Below are 7329 nucleotides of genomic sequence, written 5' to 3'. Positions count from 1 at the left end.
TTCGTAATTCGTAATTCGTAATTCGTAATTCGTAATTCGTAATTCGTAATTCGTAGTAGAGCCTCCGGCACGCTACGCGTTAGCGGAGCTTTCGCTTTAGCGATACGTAATTCGTAATTCGTAATAGAAATTGGGTTTATACTCAGCACTCTCCCCATTCCTGTACGGGCGGGTTTACTAAGAATTTCGACGAACCACAGACTGACTACTTAAACCCGCCCCTACCCACTCAGCACTCTACCCACTCTCCGTTACAATTCACAAGACTGGGAAGCATTGTCTAAATCAAACTGCCCAAAACTGATTAATCCTAAATGCCCTGGATTTCTCATCAATTCTTTTGCTAATAGAAAGCCAGAAATTGTCCAGGTTTGATATCTTCTCGCTTCTTTACCAATTACCAGCCCCCGCGTACCATCATAATATTCCGGCCAATTATCTTTACTTAGACGTGCTTGGGCAATTTCCCAGGCGCGTTTTGCAATATCCTGTCTACCTGTTTTTTGAGCCGCAGCAATTAACGACCACAATAATACTGGCCAACTACCGCCATTATGATATGACCAAGGGATATTTCTGGGGTCACATCCCGTAAAAATTCTGTATTCCTCTTTTTCTACAGCCGGGAAACAGATTTTCATCGGCATTTCTCCCACCAAATCATCCCACTCTTCTTCAATCAGATTCATAATGGCTTGAGATTGCTGTTCACTTGCTAAAGAGGAAATAATAGCCATCATATTTCCCAGTGCAAAGAAACGCGTATCTAGTTGCGATGGACCAACATTACCTGCTAGATAACCACCGTGTTTAGGCAACCAAATAGCTAATTTAGCATAGTGAATGGAATCAGGATAGATATTAAATTGATTGACTGCTGACTCTCCGTATTCTTCACCCTTAAAGCGATAAATTACATTCAATCGCTTCATATCAATCCAATAGTGATTACGAATATGATCTCTTAATAAAGGTAAGCGGTTATCAATCCCGACGACAATTTCTTCATCACCGGCACAAATCAGCAATTTCCGCGCCGAACGCAACGCAGAATAAAATAGCGCTTGAATTTCTAAAGGATAACCATAGATACCCATACGCCGATAAATCATACAAGCGCCATCTGGAACTAACAGCGTGGGGTACATATCAAATCTTGTCGCCAAGCAGAGTTCCATAATTAAGCTGATTCCTTGCTGAAATTCTGGCTGCAAGGCGAAACTTATATCTTTTGTCGCTTTGACATAGGCATATAGTATTATAATCCACCATAGACAAGAATCAACAGGTGTCACTCTAGCGATCGCGTGTTCGCCAAAATCAGTTTCTAAAGTCTCTTTACCATCTTTTAATACAACTTTGAAGCTGGCTGGTATCAAACCTTGTCCAGGTATATAAGCATCAAATTTATTTTTTTTTGGCTGTAACTTTAAAGTTTCTTCTAGAAAATTACGGACAATATCATATTTACCTTTGATCAGAAAAAGTAAAGCTGATGGTACAAAATCCCTAATAAAACAATGGTCATGGTTTAACGCTTTTTGCGAAGGATCATAGGTAGCAATTGTACCGATAGGACGACCTTGGTAGTACAGAATCGACTTTTCTAATATTTCCCAGGCCTGTTTCTCTAAATCATCAACTATTACTACTTCCTCTCTTTCCATTACGAGAAACACTCCGTTATGATGGGATTTTGGCAAGATAAAAACCAGAGTTAAACTCTTACTTTTCAATACTTTTTAGTTTAGGAATGCGTACAGCACTTGGTAAGTAAATTAAGTACACATCCTCATCTGATAAATCTGGTGGGGTGAGTAGTATTCGACTATGTAGGGGCGGGTTTACCAATATCCCCGTTAATTATGAATAATATCTATTAACCCGCCCCTACTCACGCAAGATATATTTAGGGCGATATTATACCGTCCATACTCTCAGGATAACCCAAGTTTTTCATTTACTTTATTGTCCCATAGGTTCTATTTTAAAAGTGATTACTCAGAGCAATTTAGCAAATAGCAAAAGCCCCAAAGAATTACAAAGGGGCTTTTAAATTAATGTTTATCTTGGACAGTTTGCACACTTTGCACACTTTATCTGACGTATTACTGCACTTAATTTCACAATAGCAGTGATCATTTATCTAATGATATCTACTATCAAGGCATATAAGGTTCTACACTGCCAATTTCAAATTCACAGGCGCGAGAAACTTTTTCAGGTGGTAGTTCATCAAAACTCACCAATGGTAAATAATTTGGATTATCCATGAGTTCTTTGGCTAACAAGAAACCAGCAATTGTCCAAGTTTGATATTTCCTGGCTTGTTTGCCAATTAATCGCCCTTTCTTACCGTCATAATATTCTGGCCATTCATCTTCACTCAGCCTGGCTTTGGCGATTTCAATAGTCCTTCTAGCTAAACCAGTTCTGTTGGTTTTGACAGCTGCGGCGGCGAACATCCACATTAATACTGGCCAACTTCCTGCATTATGATATGACCAAGGAATATTTTTGGGGTCACATCCTGTCACAATTCTGTATTCTTCACTTTCTAAAGCTGGGAAACAGATTTTCATTGGCATATCTCCCACCAAATCATCCCATCGTTCCTCAATCAGATTCATAATGGCTTGTGACTGTTCTTCGGTGGCTAAATCAGAAATGATCGCCATCAAGTTACCCAGTGCAAAGAAACGTGTATCTAACTGCGATGGTCCGACATTACCAGCTAAATATCCCCCTTTTCTCGGTAGCCATTTGTCTAATTCGTAATAGGGAAGAGAGTCTACATAGATATTAAACAGATTCACTGCCCCTTTGCCATATTCTTCACTTCTGAAGCGATAAATTGCATTGAGGCGATTAATATCTATCCAATAATGCTGGCGAATGTGAGAGCATAAAAGCGGTAAGCGGTTATCAATTGCGGCGACTATATCCTGATTACCTTTACAATCTTGATTCCCTTTACAAACCAGCATCTCACGCGCCCCACGCAAAGCCGCATAAAATAACACCTGAAGTTCTAGCGGATGACCATAAATACCCATTCGACGGTCAATCATACAAGCACCATCGGGAACCAACAGCGTCGGGTACATATCAAAGCGATTAGCCAAGCAGATTTCGATAATTAATCGGATACCGTTTTGGAAATCAGGTTGATAGGCGATGGAATAATCCTTGGTGGCGACTACATACGCACGCAACAAAATAATCCACCATAGACAAGAATCCACTGGGGTAACTCTGGCGATCGCGTGTTCGCCAAAATCTGCTTCTAAATGCTCTTCTCCATTTTCTACTACAACTTTAAAGCTAGCTGGAATTAACCCACGCCCAGGCTTATAGGCATCTAATTCCCTTTCTTTAGGCTGTAATTTTAATGTTTCTTCCAGGAAATTACGAACAATATCTGTTCTACCTTTGATCAGAAAAATTAAGGCTGAAGAGACAAAATCCCGGACAAAGCACTGATCATAATTAAGTGCTTCTACAGATGCATCATAGGCGGCTACAGTCCCAATGGGGCGACCTTGATAATAGAGAATTGACTTCTCCAGCGCTCGCCATGCTTGTTCTTCTATATTTTCATCTGTTAGGACTTCATTTATTGGCATCGCTAGAGTAACTCCATTAAGGGGGTGAATTTTTAGTAGATGCACCTTCATTGATTATTTATGCTATTTTTAGCATAACAAAACCTATGTTTTGAATAGCAAATTGCTTTGAGTAAATAACTTATAAATAATAACTTAAGCTACCTATTTATCGGCAACTTAATCTACAATTAATTGGTTTTTAATTATCGTCTTTGTGAATCTTCGCTAAGTATTTTTGCACTCAAGCAACTTCATGACTCCTCAAAACAGTGACACCATATATATTCCCAGATTATTCTGTGTCCTGTCTGTACATCCGTAACTTGACTTGACGAAACAAGAATGTATCTCCGGTACTACTCAAGGTGTGTGCAGTTTTAACTATGTCTGGTAGATTTACTTAATCAGAATTTAGTTTTGAGGCGTTAAATTAGATTATTCCCCTATAATTTTATAATTTATAATGTTTTCTCAGAATATGCAATATAAAAGCTCAACAATTTTAGATGTCAATACTTCTCAGTGGGTGCATATTTTACCTAAATTACCAATAATCAGGTAAATTTTTGGGAGTACAGACGAAAAATATATACGGGACAGAACTTAAAGCAGATGAAGGTTTTACGCCAGACATCAGAAAATTACTACACCAATATAAAGTAATTATTGAGCTAATCACAAAACCTTAATAATTAGAATCAAAGAATCGTAAATGTACTCAAGAAAAATTGAGTATTTTCTTAAAAATTTAAAATAATTTGTGTCAGGTGGCAAACACGCTAGAAAAATCACAAATTAGCTGCTGATTTATCGATTATTTCCCTAAAAACGTAGATGCTACTGCGGCACACGCTCCGCTATCCGTGCAAGATATAGCAAAGTGCTGTGGAATGATCAGATGCAGTTAGTTGATGGCTAAGAAATATCCAACTTTCCCCTCTCCTGAGCAATATTGATACCTTGGTCTTTTCCGTGTCATCAGGATGGGAATTTATGCCGAAATTAACAAATCAGCCTTTAATATGAGCGCTAAAAAACTACTTTAAGAGAAGAGGTACAGGCAAATATTGAAACTTTCATGAGATAAAATCTCTGATTTTGTTCACAAATTCTTCAGTGCTTTCTAAGTGCATATTATGCCCAGCATGACTAATAATTTTTAGCTGGGCAAGTTGACATTTTTGAGCTATTTCTGTATTGATAGCTATAAACTTTTGATCATATTCCCCGGTTAATAATAGCAAAGGTATGGTATTTTGATGGAGTTTATTCCATAAAGAAGGTTGATTACCAGTTCCCATGAATTGCAATGATTTAGTTAATTCAACTGGATAATTTTGCAATCGGCTTTCTAACATGGTTGCAAATTTGGGATGATTTTTTATTAAGCCAAAAATGGGCTGACCATACCAATTTAGTAAGAAAGTAGCAAAATCTTCTTTGGTAATAGTTCTAGCTAATTTTCTAGCGATTTGAGCATCAGTTTTCACTCTTGCTAACCGTTCTGTTTCTGTGGCTAAACCTGGTGATGCTGATTCGAGGACGACTTTAGCAAAACGCTCTGGGAAATGTAGAGTTAGATATAAAGCTAATCTTCCACCCATTGAATAACCAACTAAGAAGCACTGGTTAATTTTTAAGTCGTCTAGTAAGTTAATTACAGCATTAGCAGTATTTGCCATTGTATAGCATTCATCCCCACCCAAGACTTGAGTTTTGCCATGTCCGGGTAAATCAAGTGTCAGAAATGAAAATTCTTCAGCTAGTATTTTTATAGCTTCGTCAAATTCATGAAGATTACCAATGAAACCATGCAAAAATAAAATAATTGGTTTATTTAAGTTGTTAATTAAACAATAATTAAATTTATAGTTTCCTAATATCATAAATTTGCACATTTAAATCCCGTGACTTTTACCAATGACCCAATTACGCCGGAAAAATCTGGCTAAAGCTGGTTCTTCTAAGGATAAATAAATGGGGCGACCGTGGGGACAGGTGCGGGGGTTGCGAGTGCGTTGCCATTGATCTAATAATGTCTGCATTTCTGGCATAGTCATGGGTGTACCATTACGAATAGCACTGCGACAAGCGACGGCTACTTGGGCTACTTGTAAGTCTCCGCCCCAACTGAGTTCTAAAATTGCGTCTGCACTGTCTTCTCGTTGTTGTAAAGGTGCGGGTATGGTGCGAATTGCCCAAAGTTGTTCGCCGAAGGGTTCTATATCTAAACCTATTCTTTGCACTTGTGATACTTGCGCTGGTGATAATTGATAAAGAATGATGGCGGGTTCAATGGGTACAAGTTGCCAGTTATCACAGATTTGCTCATATAATACTCGCTCATGGGCTATGTGTTGTTCTACTAACCACATACCATTGGGATGTTCTACTACTATATAGGTGTTGCTCAGTTGCGCGATCGCCTTTAAAGACAGCTGAGTATGATTCTCTTCAGGGGAATTTTCAGGATTAACATGATAACCGCCTTTGGCTTCTGCGGCTTTGAGTAATTTACTGACTCTGGTTGTGTGGACAGATTCTTTGAGATTTGCTGCACTTATGCGGAGTGCTTGGTCAATTGCTGTGGTAATTTGTTCTTGCCAATAACCAATTTCATTCAGGTAAATTTCGCTTTTAGCTGGGTTACGATTCCAGTTAATTTGGTCAGGAGAAATGGTCAGATTTAATAAACAAATCGGATAGCGATCGCGTGGTAATGTTCTGTGAAATGCTGATAGAATTGTTTGCTCTAATTCTGGCGATTTTACCATGCGGCCGTTAATCGCTACCCGTACCCAATCAGGGCGGCGACGATGACATCTATCAGGTAATCCCACAACTATACTAAGTTGGGAGTTGGTAGTAGGGGCGGGTTTAGTAATATCCTCGTTGATGTTGAATGATGTCTGTAAACCCGCCCCTACAGGGGGCTGGGGGTTCGGTATTTCTAGTTTGACTTCGTTTAAATCACCTTGTCGCACTTGAGGGAGAATTTGCGGTAGGAGTTGTCCGGTTGTAGCGGCGGGGGAAATGGTGAACCATTGGCGGTCATTTTGCCAAACTTGCCAGGTAACATGGGGGTGACAGAGGGCGATTTGTTGAATTGCTAATTGTACGCCTCGCATTTGCTGGGCGGCTGTGGGTAAACCTTGACGACGCACGGCACAATTACCGAAGAGATTGGAGACTGTAACTACTGTACCAGGTGCGATCGCAGTTGCTTCAAATTCTACAGCTTGACCACCGTCACCATAAACAACCCGCCAGCCCACGTTTCCGCCTGGTGGACGGCTCAAAATCTCCAAATCTGCCAAAGTTGTCAAACTGTGCAGTGCTTCACCGCGAAAGCCCAAACTGTTAATCTTCCATAAATCTTCACTAGAGTGAATTTTGCTGGTACTGTGTGCCAGGGCGGCTTGTTGTAAATTATCTTCGTCCATTCCGCAACCGTTATCTGCCACGCGAATGCGCCACTGCTGCGGCCAAAGAGAAACTACAATGCGGTTTGCGCCTGCGTCTAGGGAATTTTCTACTAATTCCCGCACTACAGAGGCTAAAGAGTCGATTACCTCTCCAGCCGTAATCAGATATACGACTTCTGTCGGTAAAGCTTGAATAGTAGATGCCATAAATTACAGTTTAGGCGAGCAGTCAACCACTGAATAGAATAAGCATTTTTATTTACAATTCCACAGAATTTTTGATTTATTGTAAAGAA

Annotated in this window: 4 protein-coding genes; all 4 read right to left on the bottom strand. The window is 39.6% G+C overall.

Going from position 1 to position 7329, the window contains the following annotated elements:
- Nucleotides 1-251: 251 nt before the first annotated feature.
- Nucleotides 252-1667 (bottom strand): glycoside hydrolase 100 family protein, encoded by a 1416-nt coding sequence (locus ACM0OW_RS12025; protein WP_414550323.1) that lies wholly within the window; start codon nucleotides 1665-1667, stop codon nucleotides 252-254.
- A gap of 495 nt (nucleotides 1668-2162) precedes the next feature.
- Nucleotides 2163-3626, bottom strand: a complete 1464-nt coding sequence (locus tag ACM0OW_RS12020; protein ID WP_414550322.1) for a glycoside hydrolase 100 family protein — start codon at nucleotides 3624-3626, stop codon at nucleotides 2163-2165.
- Between the two features lie 1058 nt (nucleotides 3627-4684).
- Nucleotides 4685-5494, bottom strand: a complete 810-nt coding sequence (menH, locus tag ACM0OW_RS12015; protein WP_414550321.1) for a 2-succinyl-6-hydroxy-2,4-cyclohexadiene-1-carboxylate synthase — start codon at nucleotides 5492-5494, stop codon at nucleotides 4685-4687.
- 12 nt (nucleotides 5495-5506) lie between these two features.
- Nucleotides 5507-7240 (bottom strand): DNA mismatch repair endonuclease MutL, encoded by a 1734-nt coding sequence (gene mutL, locus ACM0OW_RS12010; protein ID WP_414550320.1) that lies wholly within the window; start codon nucleotides 7238-7240, stop codon nucleotides 5507-5509.
- Nucleotides 7241-7329 lie beyond the last annotated feature (89 nt).

Source organism: Anabaena sp. CCY 0017 (genome assembly GCF_963920885.1).
GTDB lineage: Bacteria > Cyanobacteriota > Cyanobacteriia > Cyanobacteriales > Nostocaceae > Nodularia.
Note: the sequence above shows the minus strand (reverse complement) of the source record. Positions and strands in the feature narration are given on the sequence as shown.